Origin of the sequence: Aurantiacibacter spongiae (genome assembly GCF_003815535.1) — a bacterium.
Classification (GTDB): domain Bacteria; phylum Pseudomonadota; class Alphaproteobacteria; order Sphingomonadales; family Sphingomonadaceae; genus Alteraurantiacibacter; species Alteraurantiacibacter spongiae.
In genome coordinates this window covers 684,148-706,340 of sequence record NZ_RPFZ01000001.1, presented here as the reverse complement: position 1 = coordinate 706,340, position 22,193 = coordinate 684,148, and the positions used below count along the sequence as shown (strand labels likewise).

Genomic DNA, 22,193 nt, shown 5'->3' with positions numbered 1-22,193 from the left:
TCAGCCATAGGGCGACGGGGCGCGTTGCTCAAGCACCGCCCCGGGGCGGCACCGGAAGGGTTGTTCAGCCCTCCGCCTTGCGCCGCCCGCGTTTCTGGCCGGGCTTGCGACCAAGACCGATCTTCTTGGCCAGTTCGCGCCGCTTCTCGGCGTAATCGGGCGCGACCATCGGGTAGTCGGCGGGCAGGTTCCAGCGGTCTCGATATTCCTCCGGCGTCATCCCGTGATCGGTCATCAGGTGACGCTTGAGCATCTTCATCTTCTTGCCGTCTTCCAGGCACACGAGGTGGTCGTTCTTCACCGATGCACGCACGGTGACGGCGGGTTCGGGGCGTTCCTCTTCCCGCGCGGCGGTGCCGAGGCCGGACAACGCCCCGTGGACCTTCTCGATCAGCGAGGGAAGGGCGTCCACGTCGACATTGTTATTGGAAACATGCGCGGTGACGATATCGGCGGTCAGCGTAATCATCATCTCGTTCATGTCGTTTTCGGAAGTGTCCATCAAAGCCTCTGATAAATTGTATTGACCCGTTATTGTCCGGACTTCGATAGGACCGAACTCGATTGCATCTGGACCTGAAACACCGGTGTCACAAGAGGGAAGGCGTCGCCTGTCGCAAATAAAGCATTATCGAACACGAAACGGGCTGACAATGACCGATTGAAGAACCGATCAAACGTCCGTCTTGGCAAAAGTAATGGCATCGACCGGTCCGCCAATCGCCCCCCGGTAATAGCCGCGTCGCCTGCCGACCGGCTCGAAACCGAAGCGGCGATAAAGGCGCTCCGCCGGGTTGCCGTCCCGCATTTCGAGGAACAGGCGCGTGCAGCCGCGGCCCGCCGCCTCGGCGATGAAGCGGTGCATGAGGCCGCTGGCGATGCCGGCACCGCGCGCGTCGGGACGGACCGCGATCAGAAGCAATTCCTCCTCGTCCGCGGCGTGTCGGGTGAGGGCGAACCCGGTAGCGCGCGACGGATCGAAGGCAGCGCCATCGGTAATGCCGGCGAGCAGATAGTGCGTGCTGGGCATGATCAGCGCGTCGGACACCTGCCGCCGGTTCCACGCCTCGCCGTAGCGATGCTCGAAGCTCGCTTCCATCACGGCCATGATCGCATCGACCGGATCGCTCATGCGCGGGCCTTGGGCGGGATTGCGTCGGGCCCGCGTCCGTAGATCGGGGCGAGATCGCGCGTAAGGTGATCCTCGCCCAGCGCGAGACAATGCCGCGCGTCGGGCAGCAGATCGAGCGTGGTGCGCTCGCCGCCGGTCAGGCGGGCCAGCTCGGCGGCGCGGTTCCCGGCGACGAGATGGTGGCGACAGGCCTCGCCCGCCGCTTCGGGAGCGAGCGAGCGCGCCGCGTCCTGTGCGGATGCGTCGCCGCCGAAGTTCTGCACGAAGAATTCGCCGTGACCCCCGTTCATGCACACGCTGACGGGCTGGCCCGGCCGCTCCGCCCGCGCCATCGCGGCGACGAGCGCCAGCGTCGGATAGCCCAGCACCGCGATGCGCCAGGCCAGCCCCAGCGCCCGCGCCGCCGCGAGGCCGATGCGCACGCCGGTGAAGCTGCCTGGCCCGAGCGATACGAGGATCCGGTCGGCGCGCCCCTTGTCCGGCAGTTCGGCGATCATCGGGACAAGCCGTTCGGCATGACCGCGGCCGAGTATCGCGAACCGCCCGTCCACGAGCATGCGCCCGTCGAACAGGGCGACCGAACAGGCCTCCGTCGCGCAATCTATGGCAAGGGTCTTCACCCGACCCCCCTAGCGGGTCAGGTCAGGCGATTGAAGCGGTCGAATTCGGGCCGAGGGCTACGATCGAAGATGGTCGAACGGTCGCCATAGCCGATGGAACACAACCAGTCGGCCCGGTAGTTGGGCTGATCGGCGAAGAATTCCCTCGTCGTGCCGTCCTGGTCGAAACCCGACATCGGCCCGCAATCGAGACCGAGCGCGCGCGCCGCGATCATCAGATAGGCGCCCTGCAAAGCGGAATTGCGAAAGGCGCTCTCGCGCCGGGCATCACGGTCCCCCTCGAACCAGCTCCTGGCATCGGCATGCGGGAACAGCCAGGGCAGATGCTCGTGGAAATCGAGATCGTACCCGATGATGACGCACACCGGCGCGGTCAGGATCTTGTCCCTGTTGCCTTCCGAGGCGTGCTTCGCCAGCCGTTCCTTCGCGTCCTGCGACTTGCACCACACGAACCGCGCGGGCTGCTGGTTGGCGGAGGTCGGGCCCATCTTGGCGAGTTCGTAGATTGCCTTGATCTGGTCGTCCGTCACCTCCTTGTCGTGCCAGCCATTGAAGCTGCGCGCGTCGCGGAAGATGAGGTCGAGAGCGTCTGCGGAAAGCGTGTCGGTCGTCATGAAAGCCTTTCGTCGGGGCGGGTCACTGGGGCGGGCCGTCTTCGGGCGCGGCGGCGCAAGGTCAGGCGGCGCGCACTTCCTTCACCTCGGGAACGTAGTGCTTGAGCAGCCCCTCGATGCCGTGCTTCAGCGTGGCGGTGGAACTCGGACAGCCAGAGCACGCACCCTGCATGGCGAGGAACACCACCCCGTCGCGAAAACCGCGATAGCGGATGTCGCCGCCGTCGCTGGCGACGGCCGGGCGCACGCGCGTCTCGATCAGATCCTTGATCTGGACGACGATATCCTCCGTCCCCTCATCGTCGCCGATGTCGCTTTCGGCCACCTCGGGCGGGACGGCGATGCCGTTGCCCTGCGGGCCGGCGAAAAGCGGCGCTTCGGACACGAAATGGTCGAGCAGCACGGCGACGACCTGCGGCTTCAGCGTGGGCCATTCGCTGGCCGACGCGGCCGTGACGGAGACGAAATCGCCGCCGAAGAACACGCCCGTCACCTCTCCCGTATCGAACAGCGCCTGCGCCAGCGGGCTCGCCTCGGCCTCCTCCGGCGTGGCGAAATCGCGGGTGCCGGACGGCATGACCTGCCGGCCGGGCAGGAATTTCAGGGTCGCGGGATTGGGCGTGGTCTCGGTTTCTATGAACATGACCGCCGATGTAGGGTCGGGGCGGGCCGCCGGCAAGGCGGGGTTGGCGGTGCCGGGCAAAGCCTTTCTTGCCCGCCATTCACTGTCCCTTCATTCCCCGCTGCCCTAAGGGGCACCATGACATTCTTTTCGCGCGCGGCCTGCGCCTTTCTTCCGCTTTTCCTCCTTGCGCCCGTTCCGGCGCTCGCGCAGTCCCCCTGCACCCTGCAGGCGACCCCGGCGGACACGCCGCAATACGCGATGCCGGACGACCCGTGGATCTACCGCGGGACGGACATTCCCGTGGACGAGAAATGGCTGTTCGGCGAGCTCCCCAACGGAGTGCGTTATGCCGTGCGGCAGAACAACGTGCCGCCGTGCCAGATGAGCCTGCGCATCGCCATAGACGCCGGATCGCTGAACGAGGGCGACGACGAGCGCGGCTTCGCCCACCTGGTCGAGCACCTCACCTTCCGCCAGTCGCGCGATTTCGGGCCGGGGGAGGCAATCCCGCATTTCCAGCGGCTGGGTGCGTCGCTCGGCAGCGATACGAACGCCATCACCAGCCCGACGCAGACGGTCTACAAGCTCGATCTGCCCAACGCCAACCGCGCCACGCTGGATGAAAGCATCGGCCTGTTCGCCGGCATGGTGATCGCGCCGACCCTGTCGAGCGACAATCTCGCTGCGGACGTGCCCATCGTGCTGTCGGAACGGCGCGAGCAGGCCGGTCCGTCGCGCCGCATCCAGGACCAGACGACGCAGATCCTCTATGCCGGGCAGCGCCTTGCCGAACGCCTCCCCATCGGCACGGTCGATTCGCTCGAAGGCGCGACGCAGGGATCGGTGCGCGCGTTTCACGACCGCTGGTATCGCCCTGAAAATGCCGTCGTCGTGCTGGTCGGCGATGCCGACGAGAAGGTGCTGGCGGCCATGGTCGAGAAGCACTTTGCCGACTGGCAGGTGGACGGGTCGGTCACGCCCGCGCCCGATTTCGGCGACCCCGTCGCCCCCGCCGGGGCAGACCCCGCCAATCCCGTGGGCGAGGTATCGGTGATCGTCGAGCCGGGGCAGCCGCGCGGCTTCACCTATGCCGTGCTGCGTCCGTGGGTGCAGATCGTCGACAACCTCGAATACAATCGTCAGAACCTGCTGCGTTCGGTCGCGGCGGCGGTGGTCAATCGCCGTCTGGAAACCCAGGCGCGCAGCGGCGGCAGCTATCTCTACGCGCAGATCGGGCAGGACAAGATCAGCCGCAGCGTGGACGGCACCTTCGTCCAGTTCGCGCCCATCAGCGAGGACTGGGAGGCCGCCCTTGCCGAAGTGCGCGGAGTGATCGCGGATGCGTTGCAGCAACCGCCCAGCCAGGCCGAGATCGACCAGGCCGTCGCGCAGTTCGACGTGGCCTTCGTCGATTCGGTCGAGCAGTCGCGCATCCAGGCGGGCAGCGCGCTCGCCGACCAGGTGGTGCAGGCCGTCGACATTCGCGAGGCCATCGCCAGTCCCGAGACGTTTCTTGACGTGTTCCGCTCCATCGCCCCGCGCTTCACCCCGGAACAGGTGCTGGAAGCGACGCGCGAACTGTTCAGCGGGGAGGTGATCCGCGCCGCCTATCTGACTCCCGAACCGGGCGAGGCGGACGTGGCGCAGTTGCGCGCCGCCTTGCAGACCCCCGTCACCGCCAGCGCGCTCGCCCGTGACGATGCCGAGGCGATCGACTTCGCCGATCTGCCGGCCATCGGCGCGCCCGCTTCGCCAGCCGTGATCGAGCCGCTGGGCGTGTTCGACATCGAGCGGCTCACCTTTCCCAACGGCGTGCGTGCGCTGATCTGGGATCGCAACAACGAACCCGGCCGCGTCACCGTGCGCGTGCGCTTCGGCGCGGGGTGGCAGGGCTTCGCGCCGGACGAGGGCGTGTATGCGCAGATGGGTCCGCTGGCGCTGGTCAATTCCGGCGTCGGGCCGCTCGACCAGAACGATCTCGACCGTATCGCGGCCGGCAGCAAGCTGGGCTTCGAATTCTCGATCGACGACGGCACCTTCGTCTTCCAGGGGCTGACGCGGCAGGAGGATCTGGAAAACCAGCTTTACCTGTTCGCGGCGAAACTGGCGATGCCCGGCTGGGACGCCGCCCCGTTCGAGCGGGCGAAGGCCAGTGCGAAGATCGCCTATAACAGCTATGCCCGCGATCCGGGCGGGGTGCTCAACCGCGATCTGGACTGGCTGCTGCGCGATCGCGATCCGCGCTTCGCCACCGCCACCCCGGCACAGCTCGATGCCGCCACGCCGGACCAGTTCCGCGAGGTCTGGAGCCGCCTTCTGAGCCAGGGACCGGTGGAGGTCGACGTGTTCGGCGACATCGACCGGCAGGCGACGATCGATGCGCTGTCGCGTACGTTCGGTGCGCTCGACCAGCGCGAGCCTCTGCCCGCATCCGTCACGAGCCGCCAGATGGCCTTCCCCGAAGATACGAGCGAGCCGGTCACGCTCACCTTCGATGGCGATACCGACCAGGGCGCCGCCGTGGTCGCCTGGGAAACGGGCGCGGGTTCGGCCGGACTTCCGGAAAGCCGCAAGCTCTATCTGCTTTCGCAGATCTTCTCCAACCGCCTGATCGACGGACTGCGCGAACGGGCCGGTGCCGCCTATTCGCCGATGGTCAGCTCGAGCTGGCCGCTCGACGTCGATAGCGGGGGGCTGACCTTCGCCCTGGTGCAGATCGACCCGTCATTGCTGCCCGCCTTCTACGACGAGGCGGCGGAAATTGCCGCAGACCTCGCCGCGAACGGGCCGAGCCCGGACGAGCTGGCGCTCGTGCAGGAGCCGATCCGCCAGTATTTGAACCGGGCGCAGACCGGGCATACGTTCTGGCTCAACCAGCTGGAGGGCGCGGCCTTCGATGCGAACCGGGTGACGAACATCCGCACCATCTGGTCCGACTATGACGAGGCGAGCGTCGCGGAAATGCAGGCGCTGGCGAAAAAATACTTCGCCGGAACGCAGCCGCTGCGGGTATCGGTCGTTCCCGCCGAGGGGGCCGGGACGGCGGCGGCGGGGCGCTGAGCGCGGGCACGGACGTTTCGCAAGTAACCTTTGGCTTTGCAGAAGCGAGGCTGTAGCGTCCGGCCTTTCCCCGCATTCATCGGTTTACTGGCCTTCACCGCGGGGGAGGGCCGTTGACGGAACGGTATGGGTTGACGTGGCACAGGATTGGACACCGCAGAGCTGGCAGCACGATCGCTTCATCGCCAGGCATCTCCCGCAATACGAGGACGCGGACGCGCTGGCCGAGGTGGAAGCGACGCTGGCCGGTTTCCCTCCGCTGGTTTTCGCCGGAGAGGCGCGTAACCTGAAGGCCCAGCTGGCCGAGGTCGCGGCCGGCGACGCCTTTCTGCTTCAGGGCGGCGACTGCGCCGAAAGCTTCGCCGAATTCTCTCCCAATTCGATCCGCGACACCTTCCGCGTCATCCTGCAGATGGCTGCCGTCCTGACCTTCGCCAGCAAGATGCCGGTGGTAAAGGTGGGCCGCATGGCGGGCCAGTTCGCCAAGCCGAGAAGCGCGCAGACCGAAACGCGCGGCGAGGTGACGCTGCCCAGCTATTTCGGCGACAACGTCAACGGCATCGACTTCACGCCCGAAGCGCGGCGCAACGATCCCGCGCGCATGGTGCGCGCCTACAGCCAGGCGGCGGCGACGCTCAACCTGCTGCGCGCCTTTGCCGGCGGAGGGTATGCCAACCTGCGGCAGGTGCATCGCTGGACGCTCGATTTCATGGGCCGTTCACCGTGGTTCGAGCGCTTCCAGTCCATCGCCGACCGCATCGGCGAAGCCCTGGATTTCATGGAGGCGTGCGGCGTCGATATCGAGAACGATCCGCATCTCAAGGCGACCAGCTTCTATACCAGCCACGAGGCGCTGTTGCTGCCCTACGAACAGGCCATGACGCGGCAGGATTCGCTGACCGGCGACTGGTTCGACACCAGCGCGCACATGCTGTGGATCGGGGACCGTACCCGGTTCGAGAACAGCGCGCATGTCGAGTTCCTGCGCGGGGTGAACAATCCCGTCGGGGTGAAATGCGGGCCGAGCCTCGAACCCGATGTGCTGCTCGGCCTGCTCGACACGCTCAACCCGTCGCGAGAGGCGGGGCGCATTACCCTCATCAGCCGTTTCGGGCACGAGAAGGTCGAGGCTGGCCTGCCGCCGCTGGTGCGCGCGGTGACGCGCGAAGGGCATCCGGTGGTGTGGAGCTGCGACCCCATGCACGGCAATGTCGTCAAGTCCGAAAGCGGTTACAAGACGCGCCCCTTCGACCGCATCCTGTCCGAAGTGCGCGGCTTCTTCGCCGTCCACCGGGCGGAAGGCACCCATGCCGGCGGCATCCATGTCGAAATGACGGGGCAGGACGTGACCGAATGTACCGGCGGGGCCGTGGCGATTACCGACGAAGGGCTGGCCGACCGCTATCACACCCATTGCGACCCCCGGCTCAACGCCGCGCAATCGCTCGAACTTTCGTTCCTGCTCGCCGAAATGCTCAACCTCGAACTGGCGGAGGGGAGCAAGGCGGCGGCCTGACCGGCCGGGCCATTGCCGCTTTGACGGGAACCCGAAGGCCTGCCATTGGTCGGTTCGGCACACACCGCTCGCCAGGGGAGAGGCCCGTTGTCTCGCACCGAAGCCCGAACAACACTCGCCCTTCCCGACCGGGGAGAACCGCTCGCCGACCGGTTCCGCGCCACCCGTTCGCTGACCGAGAGCCTTCTGGAACCGCTGAGCGAGGCGGATGCGATCATCCAGTCGATGGAGGATGCCAGCCCGGCCAAATGGCATGCCGCGCACACCACCTGGTTCTGGGAAACCTTCCTGCTGCGCGATCACCTGCCCGGATACCGACTGTTCGACGAAGTCTATCCGTTTCTCTTCAACTCCTATTACGAAGCCGAGGGGGATCGCATCGCGCGCGGTCGGCGCGGCCTGATCTCGCGCCCGTCGCTGGCCGAGATCCTTGGCTGGCGCGCGCATGTGAACGAGGCGATGGACAAGCTCCTGCCCGACCCGGCCCATGCCGATCTCATCCGTCTCGGCATCGCGCACGAGGAGCAGCATATCGAATTGCTGCTGACCGACATCAAGCACGGTTTTTCCATGAACGCCCTCGGTCCCGCAATGTGGGATGCCCCCGCGTGCCGCCAGCCGGCGCAGTGCGAAGGCTGGCTGGAACATCCCGGCGGCATTGCCCGCATCGGCCACCAGTCGGATGGCTTCGCCTTCGACAACGAAGGCCCGGCGCACCGCGCGCTGCTCGAACCCTTCGCGCTGTCGCGGCGGCTGGTGACGAACGGGGAGTGGGACGATTTCATTTCCGACGGCGGATATGACGATCATCGCCTGTGGCTGTCCGATGGCTGGGAATGGGTGAAACGCGAAGGGATCGCCGCGCCCCTCTACTGGCGCGAGGGAGAGCAGTTCACCCATGCCGGCTGGCGCGAGCGCGATCCGGATGCGCCCGTCGCCCATATCAGCTATTTCGAGGCGGATGCCTTCGCCAGCTGGGCGGGCGCGCGGTTGCCGACGGAGTTCGAATGGGAGGCCATCGCCCGCGGGCAGGACCACCCCGGTTTCGACAGTCTCGCCGGCAACCAGCTGAACGAGGCCGCACCGCCCCTGCCTGCCGGCACGGGGGAGCTGTTCGGGGATTGCTGGCAATTCACGCAGTCGGCCTACCTGCCCTATCCTCGCTTCCGCCCGGCCAAGGGCGCGGTGGGCGAGTACAACGGCAAGTTCATGGCGGGGCAATGGGTGCTGAAAGGCGCCAGTTGCGCCACGGTGCGCGGTCATTCGCGGCCCAGCTACCGCAATTTCTTCTATCCGCAGCAACGCTGGCAATTCACCGGGCTGCGGCTCGCCCAGGATCGGTAGGACAGGGACCGTCAATGGCCAATTCGGAAGGTATCAAGCTCGTCGACCTGGACGAGGACGGAATCGACCGCGCGTTTCGCGACGGCGTGCTGGAGGGGCTGTCGCAGCCGCAGAAGGCAATACCGGCACGCTGGCTCTACGATGATGCCGGTTCGCAGCTGTTCGAGGACATCACCGCCGTTCCGGAATACTATCCGACCCGCGCGGAACGCGAGATTCTGGAGGAACGGGGCGAGGACTTTGCCCGGCTGATCGGTCCGGGACGCGCGGTGGTGGAATTCGGATCGGGGTCTTCGGTCAAGACGCCGCTCGTGCTCCGGGCGATCGAGCCCGGTGCCTATGTCCCGCTCGACATCGCCGGGGATTTCCTGCGCGCCGCCGCCGCCGACCTGTCGGCGAAGTTTCCCGGCCTGCCGGTCTACCCGGTCGAGGCCGACTTCACCCGCAAGGTCGAACTGCCCGCCGAAGTCGCGGGAATGAACAAGCTGGGCTTCTTTCCCGGCTCCACCATAGGCAATATGGTTCCGCGCACCGCGGTCGATCTGCTGCGTTCGATGCGCGATACGCTGGGCGACGGGGCGATGCTGCTGATTGGCATGGATCTCATCAAGGATGTCGCCACGCTGGAGGCGGCCTACGACGATGCGGGCGGGGTGACGGCCGATTTCAACCGCAATCTTCTAACCCGCATCAACCGTGAACTGGAGGGCACGATTCCGGTCGAGGCGTTCCGGCACGAGGCGCGGTGGAGCGACCTGTATGCGCGGGTCGAGATGCATCTGGTCGCCGAAGAGGATGTCGCCTTCTCGGTTTGCGGACGCGGTTTCGCCATGAAGAGCGGCGAAAGCATCCATACCGAAAACAGCCACAAATTCGATCGGCGCAGTGCCAATACCCTGCTGCTGGCAGGGCGCTGGACGCCGGTGGAGCGCTGGACCGACGCGGAGGGGCGCTTCTCCCTCATCCTGGCGCGTGCCGCCACGCCTCGCGGCGCACCGTGACACCCTGGCCGGCTCTCGATTACGTAGCCGACAGGCATACGATCGAGACGTGCCACATGATGCTCCAGCTGATCGGCAAACTGCCGACCCGGCTGCTACCCTGGGAAAACCACGGCTGGCACGTCGCGCTGCGTGTCGTACCTCGCGGGTTCGTCACGCGGCCCATGCCGGCGGAGGACGGGCGGCAGTTCACGGCGGGGCTGGACATGCGGGAGGGCGCGATCGTCGTCGAATGTTCCGATTCCAGCCGCTTTGCCATCTCCCTGGCCGGGCGCAGCGTCGCGGCGGTGCATTGCGACCTGGCGGACGGTCTCGACCGCCTGGCGCTGCCCGCGCCGGTGCATGGTGGTCCGAACGAGATCGAAGCCGCGATACCCTTCGCGCGCGATACGATGGAGCGCGAATGGAATGCCGACGCGGCCCGGCGCCTGCACGGGGCCTTCATATCGGCCGATGGCGTGTTCACGACGTTCCGCTCGCTCTTTCTTGGCAAGTCCTCTCCCAGCCACCTGTTCTGGGGCGCCTTCGACATCGCCGTGACGCGCTTTTCCGGACGCCGCGCGCCGGTCCATCCGGGCGGGTTTCCCAACCTGCCCGACGCCGTCACCCGGGACGCTTACAGTCACGAGGTCATCAGCGCCGGTTTCTGCCCCGGCGGCAACGGCATGACCGAGGCGGCCTTCTATACCTATGCCTATCCTTCACCCGCGGGGATCGCCGCGACGACGGTGCGCCCGGCGCACGCCCGCTGGCACGAGGGGCTGGGCGAATTCGTCCTGCCCTACGCCGCGGTAGCGACTTCGAACGATCCGGCAGAAGCGCTGATGGCGTTCCTGCAATCGACCTACGGCGCCTGTGCCGAGATGCTGGACTGGCCCGCCGACCTCACAATCTCCGCGCCCGCCATCGGCTCCCCGGCGCAAGAGGTTTGAGGACAGCGAAAATCCATTCATCGCCAAGTCGATCCGCCGCGCCTATATAACCGGACATGGACTTCGCACCCGTCTGGGACCAGCTGGCGCATTCGATCCGGGAGATTCCGCGCTCCGGACTGCTGATGGCAGCCATCGCCGCGATGGCGATGGGTATCCTCGGCAGCTTCCTGCTGCCGCGCGTGCCCGCCCTGGGCAGGTTGCTGAGGCTCGGCAGCACGCTCGGGCTGATGGCCGTGCTGCTGCTCGTCGTGCTGCAACTCTCGCGCCTCGATCCGCGCTTTTCGCTCGCAGTGCCCGAACTCGGCTTGCCGGAACAGGTGGTCGAGGGCGGGGAGACGCGCATCCCCCTCTCGCGCGACGGGCATTACTGGCTGGAGGCGGAGGTCAACGGTCACCGCACCAGCTTCCTTGTCGATACCGGCGCGACGCTGACCGCCGTATCCGATCGTACCGCGGCCGCCGCCGGGCTCGAAGCGCGCGAGAGCGGCCTGCCCATCCGCCTGCAGACGGCGAACGGCGCGGTGGCGGCGAAGATGACGAATATCGACGAACTGCGTTTCGGCAATGTCGCGGCGCGCGGTCTGGATGCGGTAATCGCGCCGGGGCTGGGCGATACGAACGTGCTCGGGATGAACCTGCTCAGCCGCCTCGCTTCGGTTCGCATCGAGCAGGGCGAGCTGATTCTCGTGCCCAACAACCCGCAACCCACGCTGGACATCGCCGACTGACGCTGCGACCGGTGGCGGCGCTTTACAAGGGCCGCCCCTAGCGGGCAGGGGCAAACGCATGATCCGCCGCGCTCTCACCAACACCGGCTGGCTGATGGGCGCGCGCGGAGTGAACGCGGTACTCAGCCTGATCTACCTGGCGATGGCGACGCGTGCACTGGGCGTGCAGGGTTTCGGCACCTTCGTCATCATCTTCACCTTCGCGCAGCTGATCGTCGGCTTTACCTCGTTCCAGACATGGCAGGCGATCATCCGCTGGGGTCAGGGGGAGGAGGGACGGCGCAGCGCTACCGGTTATGCGCTCGCTCTCGACACGCTGACGATAGTCACAGGGACGCTGGTGGCGGGGCTGGTACTCGGTTTCGCGGGGGAGTGGCTGCCCATTCCGCGGGGGCTGCGATGGGAAAGCTTCTGGTTCACCCTCGCCTATCTGCTTGCCATCCGCTCCACCCCCACCGGACTGCTGCGCCTGCATGACCGGTACGGCCGCGGGGCGATCGCCGATTCGACCATGTCGATAGTGCGCGTCGCCGGGGCGGGGCTGCTGATCCTGACCGCGCCGACGATAGAAGGGTTCCTTCTGGTGTGGGCTGTCGCCGAACTCGCGACGGCGGGAATGTACTGGCTGCTGGCCGCGCGGACCGAAGCGATATTCTGGCAGCGATTTTCCCTCACTCGCCTGCCGCAGGCGGAGCCGGACGCATGGCGTTTCGTCGCGGGAACGAGCCTGACCGCCATGCTGTCCATCTCCAGCCGGCAGTTGCTCGTCCTGCTGGTCGGCACTTTCGGCGGGGCGGCGATGGCCGGCATCTACCGCGTGGCGGCACAGTTGGGAGAAGGCTTGCTGCGCCTTGCCCAGGCGCTGTTGCGCGCCGTCTATCCCGAGCTGGTGCGCAACCCAAAGCAGGCGCGGCTCCTCGCGGCGCGCATCACCCGCATCGCCATGCTGACGGGTGCGGCCACTGTGGCGCTCGCCTGGCTGGGGGGCGAATGGCTGATCCGGGCGATCGCGGGGGAAACCTATCTTTCGGCCTGGTGGCCGATGCTCATTCTGTCGGCGGCGGCGGCGATGGAACTGGCGGGGGCGAGCCTCGAGGCGCTGCTGGTCGCGCGGGGCAGGGCCATCACCAACTTCGTGCTGCGCGGCGTGCCGACTGTAGCCGCCCTTTGCGCCCTGCCCTGGCTGGTCGGGCATTATGGCGCGACGGGCGCGGCGCTGGCGGTCCTGGGATCAAGCGTGCTGAGTGTGAGCGGATTCATCCTTGCCAATCGCCGCGCGGCGGCCTGACAGGACTAGTCCGCACCCGCTTCGCGGCACGCACAGGCAGCGCGACGGTTCCCGGGCGCGGGTGCGAACATGCGTTTTTGAGACGGAATCGAAAGCGCCCCGGCCCCGGCGGATTAGGATTCGAACCACGGCCTTAAGGGGTTGGGGGGAATCTGGATCAATGCGCAATCGTCTGTCGCTTCGTGCCGCACTGGCTTGCTCGTGCGCTTTCATTCCTTTGTCAGGGGCGCAGGCCCAGGATACCGGCGCGTCGGGACCGACGATGGATGTGCTGACAGGCACGATCGAGGTATCGCGGCAAGTCCTCGTCCCGCCTCCCGAACTGCCCGATTACCTGTTCGGTGACATGATCAGCCTGCGCGAAAGCGGTTACGGCGAGGCGCAGCCATTGCGCGACGTCCGCAATGACGGCGAGATCGTCGCCTCTCTCAAGGCTCTCGGCATCCTGACGCAGACGTCCGCCGCGTTCGACCCCTCGAACCCAGATGCCTCGACCTTCCTTCACACGCGGGCAAGCGGAATCGAGACCAATGCCGCACCGGTCGTCACGATCGTCAACGACGCAAGGATCACCGTCGATTCGCAGGTGAGCCTCGCAATCGCGGGCTCGACGGCGATCTCCTCCATTGCCGGCGCCGATCTGTCGGCGCTCGCCATAGCCAACGCCTTCGGCATTCGGCGCGGATCGCTTTACGATCCGTCATACGCCTTCGTCAGGGATGGCGAGGAGCTCTACCCGGTCCAGGTCGCCACCATCAACGCCGGCAACATCAGCGTTTCTACCGCTGCTGCCGCCACGCTGGGACAGGTCGACCTGGTTGCCCGGGTCGGAACCACCGCCGTCGATACTGGCGCACGGACGCGCGCCTTCGGTATCGCCGGTCATTCCCGCTTCGACGATTTCGTCCTCAACAACGGCTCGATCACGGTGACCGGCGAGGCCATTGCCCGGCGCGGATCCGGCTCGAACACCGCGCTGGACGGCGGGGCGTCGGATGCGAGTGTCAGCGCCGATGCAAGGGTAATCGGCGTCGACGGACTTGGCGGAAACGACTACCTCGACAATTCGGGACTGATCACGGCCGCGTCCCGGGCAAGCGTCGAGAGCGTCTACGTGGCGCTTGCCATCGGCCAGTATTCCGGCTCCGCGGCCAGCCTCGACCCCGTCGCCCTGGCGGTCGGGATGGCCGGGGGCAGGGGCAACGATACCCTGTCGAACGGCGGGATCGTCAGCGTCAGCGCCGCGACCTCCCGGACAAATACGCGCGGCAGCGTCTCGCTGTTCGATCTTTCCATCATCGACGCAGCTGTCAGTTCGGCGCCCGCGGCGACCGAGGACCGCGCGGTGCAGGCGCAGGCCATCGTCCTGGACGGCGGGGCGGGCGCGGACAGGGTTACTGCCGGGGAAGGTTCGCTCTCTCAATTCACCGCGGACGCCGACGCTCTTTCCGTTTCGGTAGACGCCGGATTTGCCGGTATCCCGGCTTCGCTGACCGTTCTCGGCAACCCGCAGGAACGCCTGTTCGATTTCGACACGCGCGCAGCCGCGATGGGGGCGGGTTTTGCGGGCGGGCTCGGTGCGGACGAGCTGCTGAACGGCGGCACGCTCGAAGGCAGCGTCCACGCCTCGGCCAACCAGACGGGAATCAGCGTCAGCCTGCCCGGCGCGCTGATGGGCGGACTGGGCGACGTGCTGGGGGCCATCCCCGATTTCAGCACCGTCGGCGCGGCAGCTATCGCCGACGCTCGGTTCACCGCCATGACGGGCGACGGGGGTAACGACATCGTCGCCAATACCGGCGCCATCGACGTCGCCGGGAAGGCGGAAGCGCTGGCGATAGCTGCCTCGATCGCCATACCCGACGTCCCCGGCGACGTGCCTTCCACCGGTCTTGCCGCGGTCGACGCAAGCGTCGCGGCGCGCATCGCCGGGGAAGGACTGGCCGGGGGCACTGGCGACGACAGCGTCGTGAATGGCGGCCCCCTTTCGCTAGCCGGCGCAGCCGAGGCCGAGGCCTGGAACGCCAGTTTCAACGCGATGGTCCAGAAGTCCGGATCGCTCAACGCGGTCTTCATGCGCGGGGACGCCAGCGCAACGGGTGCCATGCTGGGACTGGACGGTGGGACCGGCGACGACAGCGTTACGAATGACGCCGTAATCGCGATGAACGGCACCGCCAGCGCGTCGCAGAACGGCCTTTCGGTCGCCTTCAATGCGGGCAATTACGGCGGCGCCAACGCCACTGCCCTGCAACTCGGCGCCGACGCGGACTTCGCATTTACGGGTATGGCCGGCGGCGAGGGCAGCGATGTCCTGACGAATACCGGCGAGCTCGACCTGACGAGCGCCGCGACCGCGGAAGCGAACAGCCTGACCCTCAACGGCACGGCGAGCAACGGCATCTCCGTTTCCGGGGTGGCCCTGCAGGCCGGGGCGCGCGCGGGCGCCGCGTCCTGGGGCATGGCCGGCGGTTCGCCGGGCGGTGCCTCGATCGGGGAGGAGGATTACCTCCTCAACGCTGGCGGGCTGACCAGTTCGGCGCGGGCGGATGCCGCGACCCGTTCGCTCGCCATCGTGCTCGCGGGGAGCAAGGGCGGGGCGAGCGGCGGTATTGCCGGGAGCGACATGTCCGCCGATGCGCGCTCGCAGGCAATCGGTCTTTACGCCAACGCGGGAAGCTCGCGCATTGTGAACGATGGGATCGTGCTGACCCAGGCGGGGGCCGGATCCGTCGTGGAAGGGCTGGGCCTCAACCTCGCGTTGGATACCGCAGGGGGCGGGGCGGGAACGGCGAACGTCGCGAGCAGCCGCTCCCACGCCGCAACCGGTGCCACCGCAATCCAGCTGGACGGGGAGGGGAGCATAGGCGGTGCCGGCTCGATCACCGCGCTCTCCAACGCGACGGCGAAACTGGATGCGGTGCAGTTCGCGGCGGCGCTGGGGCAGGGTCCGGCCATTGCAGCGACGCTGACCGATGCCTCGAGCGTAGCCGAGGCCGACGCCGCCGGCATCCGAGCGGCTTCGGCCTCCCCGACCTCGATCGACCAGGGCGCCACGTCCGCTCTTGCCAACGCGATCGCCGACAGCTCCGCGATGGATTTCGGCGTATCCTATTCCGCCCAGACCGCTGCCGTCTCCGCAACGCTGGGTCGCAGCGAGACGAGCGCGCGGGCCGACGGGCGCGGGGTGATATCGGCTGGCCAGCCGGTCGATTACCGGCAGGGCAGGCAGACCACTGTTCGTGCAGGGGCGCGGGCGACACAGTTTTCCGGTGCCTTCTCGCTCAACGTATCCAATATGACGAGCATCGGGGCGTCGCTGCTCGACGCTTCCACGATCTCTGCGGCGACGGGGGCGGGCATCGACTTCGGGGATGGGAGCGACACCGTCGCGCTGTCCGCGCGCACGGACGTCGCCGCCGATGCGAAGACGCGATCGAGCGTTCTTCGGGCGGGGATGGGCTACAGCCAGTCGGCCATGGCGGGGCAGGTCTCGGCAGCGCGGATCGGGGCCAGTGCGGATGCGTCCGCCACGGGGGTCGCCACCGGCGGCGGCGATGACAGATTGACGGCAGATGCGCTCGCCGATCTGGTCATCGACAGCCACGCGGACAGTGGTTTCACACTGATCGATGCGAAGATCAACGCCTCGACCGGCGGGTTCGCCGGATCGGTGACGCTGGCTGATTCGAGCAACCGCGCGCTCGCAAGCGGTGGCGGCTACAGCCTCGGGGCCGGCGACGACACGCTCGCCAGCGCCGCCTACGCCAGCGCCCGCGCGGACGCCGTGGCCGAGACGCTGGGGATCAGCGCCTCGGTCGATTTCTCGACGCAGGGCGCGGCGGCAGGGCTGGTCCTGATGCGTGCCGGGACCGACGCCGACGCGCTCGCCATCTCCGCCAGCGGCGGGGCGGGCAGCGATACGCTCGCCCTGTACGGTGTCGTGGCGGACGCGTCGGCCCGGTCGAGCGGCACCTCGGCCACCCTATCGCTTGCCATTGCCGCCGAAGGCGCGAGCCTGTCGCTTACCGGAATCGATCTCGGAGTGGATGCTACGGCCACGGCCGTCGGCATCGCCGGTGACGAATGGATGTCGGAGGGGGAGGCGCCCTCGCCCGGGGATGATGACGATATCATCACGACGGTCGCTGACTCCGCCGCGCTCGCCGATGCCCATGCCAGCGGGCTGGCTGTCGCCCTGTCGGTGCCGGTCAGTTACGTTCCGCTCGGCGCGGCGCTGATCGACGCGAACGTCGCCGCGCAGGCGGTGGCCACGGGCATCGACGCGGGCGGTGGCAACGACGCGGTAACGCTGGATGGCGGCATCGCCGCCCTGGCTGGCGCGACATCTTCCGGAACGAGCATCGCCTTTACCCTGGCGGGTGCGTCGCTCGGCGATCTGTCCGTTACCGCCGGTGCCGATGCCGCCGCCGTACGTCTCGGCAGCGGGAACGACACCTTGCTCGCCACCGGCGTGGTGAACAGCGGGGCAACGGCTACCCTGTCGGGACTGTCCATCGCCGCCAACCTGGGCGGCGGGGCGATCTCCGCGTTCGATCAGATCGCGGACGCGGCGACTATCGGTATCGATGCGGGGGAGGGCGACGACGCAGTACTCGTCGATACGATCTCCACCGCCGCCCTGACCCGTTCGGGCGCCGGCAATTTCGCGATCAACCTGGTCGGCGCTGCCTTGCCCGACACGGCCGTCAGCCTGCGCAGCCGCAGCGGCGGTGTTGCTGGTGGCGGCGGCAACGACACGATCGGGATCACCGGCGGGATGGAATCCTCGTCCCTCGCGCAGTCGGACAGCCTGACCGTGTCGGCCACGCTCGCGGGGGCAGCCGCCGCCGCGAGCGGCGTGACGCTCGAATCCGCTGCGTTCGGGGTCGATGGCGGCGATGGCAACGACAGCGTCGAAGTAAGCGGCGGGATCGTCGCGGCGAGGGCAGACATGACGGGCGCCAGTGCCGCCGCGTCGCTGGCAGGGTACAGTTCGAGCCGCTTCGATGCGGTGGCCTCGGCACGGAGCGTCGGCGTCGAAGGGGGCATGGGCGACGACTATCTGTCATCCACCGGATATCTGCAGACCAACGCCGACGCTCTCGTCGGGGGCGAGAACATCGCGATCGGCCTGCTCGGCGAGGGCCGGGGGGCCATGACCATGAACGCGGTGGCCGATGCGACCGGTCTTCGGGGCGGCGAGGGCGCTGATCTGTTTGCGCAGACGGGCTTCCTAACGACCACGGCAACGGCTGGATCGTCTTCCCGCTCGCTTGCGATCCAGCTCGCCGGCAACCAGCCTTCCTCGGCCCAGGCTCGCAACACCGCCGTGGCGGTCGGGGTGGATGGCGGCGAAGGCAACGACGTCGCATCGCTGCGCGTTGTCGGAGTTTCGGCGACGGCCACGGGATCGGCTTCGGGAATGCGCTTCCAGCTCGCCGGAAATGCGCGTTCGAACTTCGACGTCGCGGCAGACGCCCGGGCCATCGGCGTGGACATGGGGCTGGACGACGATTTCCTCCGCGTCGGACTGGTCCAGGCTATTGCCACCAGCGATGTCGCCACCGCCGACGGCGGTTACCAGCTCGTCGGCAACCAGAACTCCGATGTTCGCATCGCATCGCATCGCGGGCGGAGGCGAGTGCGGTGCGGCTCGGCTCGGGGAACGACACGCTCGACATGCCCTACGGCCTGGCGCTGCGCGCAAACGCGACGGCCAGGGGCGGGGCGTCGAATTCCTCCATGCAGCTTGCCGGCAGGACGGGGGTGCAATCCGAAATCGCGACGTTCGCCATCGCTACCGGCCTCGATGCGGGCAGCGGCGAGGATGTGCTCTCGCTATCCGGAGCCGATGTGAGCGCGCTCGCCTCCAATGCCTTCCTCTCCTCGAGCGTCCAGGGCATCGGTTCGGGAGAGGCCAGCCAGCGTCTCGTCGCGCGCGCCGTGGGTCTGGGCGTAACGACGGGGTCGGGGGAAGACCGGCTCTACGCACAGGACGCGATTACCGCCTTGGCAACCGCTCAGACGACGCAGGACGGGTCGAACATCTCGGTAATCGGGGCAAGTTCCACCGACCCGCAACTGGGGTCCAGCGCGTCCGCCACGGGGCTTGACCTCGGTTCGGGCACAGACCGGGCCAGCGTCGACGAGGTCAGCGTTACCGCCCTCGCCGAAAACGCGTCCACCAATTCCAGTACGACGATCGCCGGCGCTTCGGCGGGCACGCTGCGTTCCGGGACCCAAAGCGAAGCGCTCGGCGTCTCGGCGGGACAGGGCAACGATGCCCTGCTGGTTCGCGGCACCTTGCAGGTCAACGCCTCGGCGAAGCAGAATGCCGGACAAGCCTCGCTCACCGTGCTGGGAAGCGGCAGCACCGCGATGGTGTTGTCGGGCCGGGCGTCGGCGCTGGGCGTCGATGGCGGAACCGGCGACGATTTCGTCATGCTCGACGGTGACGTGTCGGTGAAGGCCTATGGCGAGGCGGTCACGCAATCGGGCAGCACCCTCGCCCTCGGCGGTGTCTCCAGCCGCTTCGGCCTGGAAGGCACTGCCGAGGCGACGGGTTTCCGCGATACGGGCGGATACAACATCGCGATGGCGAACGGATTGCTCAGTGTTCTGTCCGATACCTATGTCCGGCCCAGCGGTTCGCTCGCTTCGGGTGCCGGCGCCTCGGCTTTCGATGCGCGGTCTTCGGTCACCAGCATTGCCCGGGGCATGATCGCCTCGGGTGGCGAAGCCTCGATCCTTGCCGCGAACGGCGGCCTCTCGGTAACGGCGCACAATTCGCTGATCGGCACGAACCAGTCCTCTCAGGGGATCGGTCAGCAGGAAGGTCGCGGCTATGCAGAGGGCAGCGCGAACGCCACTGGTCTGGAAACGGGCGACGGCCAGGACCTGCTGGGACTTGGCGGGGCGGGGACGGTTACGGCGGATAACGAGGTGCGCGCCTATTCCAGCGCGACGCAGGGGTTCATCTATTCCACCGGCAACATGACGGCGAGCGCCGTCGCAACGGGCTCGGCGGCCGGAATGGTCGGCAACGGCGGATCGGATGACTTCGTTCTTAGTGCCGGGCTTCAGGTGGAAACCAAGGGGGAGGCGCATGGCAGCGCCTCGGTCAACGGAAGCCTGCTGGCGACCTTCAGCGGATTGAAGACGACTGCCTTTTCGGTGGCGTCGGCGGATTACGGCCATCAGAACGCGATCGGCATCGACGCGGGAACCGGCGACGACCGGGTCCTGCTCAACGCCGATCTGACCGCGCTGACCACCGGCACCGCGCGCAGTTTCGCCTATGCCGACGGCGATGGCCTGGTCAATGCGCCGGGACGCACGGAGGCCTATGCCTCTATCTCCGGGGTCGGCACGACGGGCGTGGACCTGGGCGACGGCGCGAACACGCTCGTCAACAACGAACTGCTCACCGCACACGCCTCCCCCGACATCGACATCACCTCCGATGCCGATGGCGACGGGGCCTCGAGCGCGACCGCGGTGATCTTCACCTATGCCAACGCCATCGCGGCGCATGGCGTATTCGGCGGGGACGGCGGCAACCGGGTGTTCAACGGCGCTGCGGGTCACATCACGGGCTATGCGCAGCCCTACGTCAAGCTTTACGCACACGGGGGGCACCGCGATGCCAGTCCGACCGTCGCGGCGCGATCCTTCGTTCGGACCGAAGCGAATGACCTGCGCGCTTACGGTGTCGCGACCGGTTCGGCCGCGGATCTGGTGGTCAACGACGGATTGATTCGCGGCGATCTCACCGTATCCCACGACATCACGATCCGCGCGCAATCCTCGGGCCTTGCCGCGGCGACGCTTGACCTGGGCTTTTCCAGTAACGGCATCGCCTATGGTGTGGCGATGGGCGGCGGAAACGACGTGCTGGTGAACGATGGCGATATTGTCGCCAGCGCGACGCCGATCTTCAGCATGGACATATACCGCGAACCTTCCTCGAAGATGGGCGACGAGTATTTCTCCGCCAACCTGCGTTTCCTCGCCTACGGGGTGGACATGGGCGATGGTGACGATCTGCTGATCAATAGCGGGACCATCACGGCCGGCGTGGCGCGCGATCGCTATGCGGGTTACGGCACGGTGGCCGTTGGCGACTTCCTTCGGACCGACAGTGCCGCGATCGACATGGGATTCGGCGACGATACACTTGTCCTGCTCGATGGCTCGGTGATCAACGGCGATGTTCGGCTCGGCGATGGCAGCGACACGTTCTATCTTTCGGGCCATTCGACGCTCGAATCGGGCACCGTTTACGGAGGACAGCCGAACTTCGATGTGCGTGACGACACGGTCTATTTCGACGGAGAGGGCAGCTTCACTCTCGCCGATTACCCTCTGGAGCCGATCATGCGGGGCTTCGACCGGGGATACAAGACGGGCGCGGGGACGTTCGCCGTGCAGAACCTCGGCACGTTCCGCGAATTGAACCTGTTCGAAGGCACCCTTTACACAAACCGGTACAGTTTCGATCGCGGGGGTGTCCTGCGCACCCTGCTCGATCCCGCCAGCGGGATGGCTGGAAATCTGGAAGTCATCGGCAATGTTACGCTTACCGGCAATCTCGAAGCCTACGCTCTGCCGGGCATCTACGGCAACGGCCAGCGTTTCGACGTCGTCGCCACGCCCGAATTCGGAATCGTCAAGGGTGCCTTCACCACGATCACGCTGCCCGAACCCACACAATTGCTGAGCTTCGGGTGGGAACAGCACAGCAAGGTCTTCAGTATCGTCGCGCATGTGAAGCCGCTGCGCTCGAGCGCAGACCTGTCGCCGCTGGATGCCTCGCTTGCGAATTTCCTCGACGGAGTCGCGACCTACACGACGGGCGAGCTGCGCAACCGCATCATGACGTGGCAGATGGCACCGACCGGCACCGATTTCACGGCCGACATCCGGGCGCTGAATCCCATGAACTACGTGGCGCTCTCCTCGCCGGCGGCGGGTGCCTCGTCGGCGATCGACGCCGCCATCGCCGATCGCCAGTCGCGACTGTCACCGGCTTTTGCGAACGGCCCGCGAACCCCGAACCTGCGCGAACAGAGCGCCCCGGCGGGCGGGGGTGCGATAGCCTTCTGGCAGGCGACCCCGTCGAGCGTCTCGGGCCTGGTCGAGGGAAGCGGCGCCAGCGGCCTCGAATTCCGCCGGGACGGCTCGCTGTTCGGTATCGCCATGCAACAATCGGCCGATCTGGCGCGCAAGTCCGCCCGGCCCGACTTGCAATTCGCGCTCTATGGCAGCCTTCCGGCCCCCGGAGATACGCGTCTCGCTTTCGGCGCAAGCCTCGGCACCACTCACGGT

The 22,193-nt window shown here is 67.3% G+C and carries 13 protein-coding genes; 8 read left to right on the top strand and 5 right to left on the bottom strand.

The genetic code is table 11. The annotated features are described in order from the left end of the window. Positions 1 to 64: 64 nt before the first annotated feature. From EG799_RS03500 to EG799_RS03480, 5 genes are all read right to left on the bottom strand, one after another. Entirely contained in the window at positions 65 to 502 is a 438-nt protein-coding gene (locus EG799_RS03500; protein WP_123878596.1) for a MucR family transcriptional regulator, read from the bottom strand. A 171-nt stretch (positions 503 to 673) separates the two neighbouring features. Beyond that, positions 674 to 1,132, bottom strand: a complete 459-nt coding sequence (locus EG799_RS03495) for a GNAT family N-acetyltransferase (RefSeq protein ID WP_123878594.1) — start codon at positions 1,130 to 1,132, stop codon at positions 674 to 676. Then, positions 1,129 to 1,752, bottom strand: coding sequence for a tRNA (adenosine(37)-N6)-threonylcarbamoyltransferase complex dimerization subunit type 1 TsaB (gene tsaB / locus EG799_RS03490; protein ID WP_123878592.1), 624 nt, complete (start codon positions 1,750 to 1,752; stop codon positions 1,129 to 1,131). Before tsaB ends, EG799_RS03495 begins: the two co-directional genes overlap by 4 nt. A gap of 17 nt (positions 1,753 to 1,769) precedes the next feature. Further along, positions 1,770 to 2,366, bottom strand: a complete 597-nt coding sequence (locus EG799_RS03485) for a malonic semialdehyde reductase (RefSeq protein ID WP_123878590.1) — start codon at positions 2,364 to 2,366, stop codon at positions 1,770 to 1,772. A gap of 61 nt (positions 2,367 to 2,427) precedes the next feature. Further along, the gene (locus EG799_RS03480) at positions 2,428 to 3,009 is read right to left on the bottom strand and encodes a NifU family protein (RefSeq protein WP_123878588.1); all 582 of its coding nucleotides are present in this window, start codon (positions 3,007 to 3,009) and stop codon (positions 2,428 to 2,430) included. Positions 3,010 to 3,126: 117 nt separating this feature from the next. On the opposite strand from EG799_RS03480, the gene EG799_RS03475 reads away from it, so the two are divergent. From EG799_RS03475 to EG799_RS03440, 8 genes are all read left to right on the top strand, one after another. Continuing rightward, entirely contained in the window at positions 3,127 to 6,051 is a 2,925-nt protein-coding gene (locus EG799_RS03475; protein WP_123878586.1) for a M16 family metallopeptidase, read from the top strand. Positions 6,052 to 6,187: 136 nt separating this feature from the next. Further along, positions 6,188 to 7,567, top strand: coding sequence for a class II 3-deoxy-7-phosphoheptulonate synthase (locus EG799_RS03470; RefSeq protein ID WP_123878584.1), 1,380 nt, complete (start codon positions 6,188 to 6,190; stop codon positions 7,565 to 7,567). An 87-nt stretch (positions 7,568 to 7,654) separates the two neighbouring features. Beyond that, a complete protein-coding gene (egtB, locus tag EG799_RS03465) occupies positions 7,655 to 8,911 on the top strand; it encodes an ergothioneine biosynthesis protein EgtB (protein WP_123878582.1) in 1,257 nt (418 codons plus the stop codon). A gap of 14 nt (positions 8,912 to 8,925) precedes the next feature. Beyond that, entirely contained in the window at positions 8,926 to 9,912 is a 987-nt protein-coding gene (gene egtD / locus EG799_RS03460; RefSeq protein ID WP_123878580.1) for an L-histidine N(alpha)-methyltransferase, read from the top strand. Continuing rightward, entirely contained in the window at positions 9,909 to 10,844 is a 936-nt protein-coding gene (locus EG799_RS03455; RefSeq protein ID WP_234028995.1) for a DUF5996 family protein, read from the top strand. Before egtD ends, EG799_RS03455 begins: the two co-directional genes overlap by 4 nt. 56 nt (positions 10,845 to 10,900) lie before the next feature. Next, positions 10,901 to 11,575, top strand: coding sequence for a retropepsin-like aspartic protease family protein (locus EG799_RS03450; protein WP_123878578.1), 675 nt, complete (start codon positions 10,901 to 10,903; stop codon positions 11,573 to 11,575). 58 nt (positions 11,576 to 11,633) lie between these two features. Next, on the top strand, positions 11,634 to 12,863 hold the full coding sequence (locus EG799_RS03445; protein ID WP_123878576.1) for a lipopolysaccharide biosynthesis protein: 1,230 nt from the start codon (positions 11,634 to 11,636) through the stop codon (positions 12,861 to 12,863). Between the two features lie 262 nt (positions 12,864 to 13,125). Beyond that, positions 13,126 to 18,723 carry a beta strand repeat-containing protein gene (locus tag EG799_RS03440; RefSeq protein ID WP_123878574.1) on the top strand — a complete coding sequence of 1,866 codons (5,598 nt, stop codon included), beginning with the start codon at positions 13,126 to 13,128 and terminating at the stop codon, positions 18,721 to 18,723. The last annotated feature ends 3,470 nt before the right edge of the window (positions 18,724 to 22,193 follow it).

Coding starts and splice junctions, on each gene's coding strand:
- EG799_RS03500 (WP_123878596.1), bottom strand. CDS start 502: ATGGACACTTCCGAAAACGACATGAACGAGATGATGATTACGCTGACC.
- EG799_RS03495 (WP_123878594.1), bottom strand. CDS start 1,132: ATGAGCGATCCGGTCGATGCGATCATGGCCGTGATGGAAGCGAGCTTC.
- EG799_RS03485 (WP_123878590.1), bottom strand. CDS start 2,366: ATGACGACCGACACGCTTTCCGCAGACGCTCTCGACCTCATCTTCCGC.
- EG799_RS03480 (WP_123878588.1), bottom strand. CDS start 3,009: ATGTTCATAGAAACCGAGACCACGCCCAATCCCGCGACCCTGAAATTC.
- EG799_RS03475 (WP_123878586.1), top strand. CDS start 3,127: ATGACATTCTTTTCGCGCGCGGCCTGCGCCTTTCTTCCGCTTTTCCTC.
- egtD (WP_123878580.1), top strand. CDS start 8,926: ATGGCCAATTCGGAAGGTATCAAGCTCGTCGACCTGGACGAGGACGGA.
- EG799_RS03450 (WP_123878578.1), top strand. CDS start 10,901: ATGGACTTCGCACCCGTCTGGGACCAGCTGGCGCATTCGATCCGGGAG.
- EG799_RS03445 (WP_123878576.1), top strand. CDS start 11,634: ATGATCCGCCGCGCTCTCACCAACACCGGCTGGCTGATGGGCGCGCGC.
- EG799_RS03440 (WP_123878574.1), top strand. CDS start 13,126: ATGGATGTGCTGACAGGCACGATCGAGGTATCGCGGCAAGTCCTCGTC.